Source organism: Bowmanella dokdonensis, assembly GCF_017254865.1.
GTDB classification, from domain to species: Bacteria; Pseudomonadota; Gammaproteobacteria; order Enterobacterales; family Alteromonadaceae; genus Bowmanella; species Bowmanella dokdonensis.
Map to the genome: position 1 here is coordinate 1 of NZ_JAFKCV010000058.1, position 594 is coordinate 594.

The window sequence follows — 594 nt, forward strand, 5'->3', positions numbered from 1 at the left end:
CCATACGCGCATTTCGTAGCGGTCCAGCTGGGAGTCGATACCGGCGGTCAGGTAAGCCACACGGTCAGGAACGGGCGCTGAATAATGCTCTTTCCGCTCTGCCATCACTTCAGCATCCGGACGTTCGCCAATTTTCGCCTCCCACGTCTCACCGAGCGTGGTGTTTACGAAGGTTTTACGTTTTCCCGTATCCCCTTTCGTTTTCATCCAGTCTTTGACAATCTGCACCCAGGTGGTGAACGGGCTGTACGCTGTCCAGATGTGAAAGGTCACACTGTCAGGTGGCTCAATCTCTTCACCGGATGACGAAAACCAGAGAATGCCATCACGGGTCCAGATCCCGGTCTTTTCGCAGATATAACGGGCATCAGTAAAGTCCAGCTCCTGCTGGCGGATGACGCAGGCATTATGCTCGCAGAGATAAAACACGCTGGAGGGGTCATCCGGCGTCCATTTGAGGCCAAACGGCGTCTCTTTGTCGCCAAATTTAAGATACTGCTCCTCCCCGCAATGCGGGCAGGCAACATGAAAACGCATAAAATGCGGGGATTCACTGGCTGCACGCTCAATCTGACAGGTGCCTCTCACTTTTGG

The 594-nt window shown here is 54.0% G+C and carries 1 protein-coding gene; it reads right to left on the reverse strand.

Going from position 1 to position 594, the window contains the following annotated elements; all coding sequences use genetic code 11:
* On the reverse strand, positions 1–588 hold a 588-nt coding region (locus J0A66_RS21530; RefSeq protein WP_439098887.1), incomplete at its 3' end, for a terminase gpA endonuclease subunit.
* Positions 589–594 lie beyond the last annotated feature (6 nt).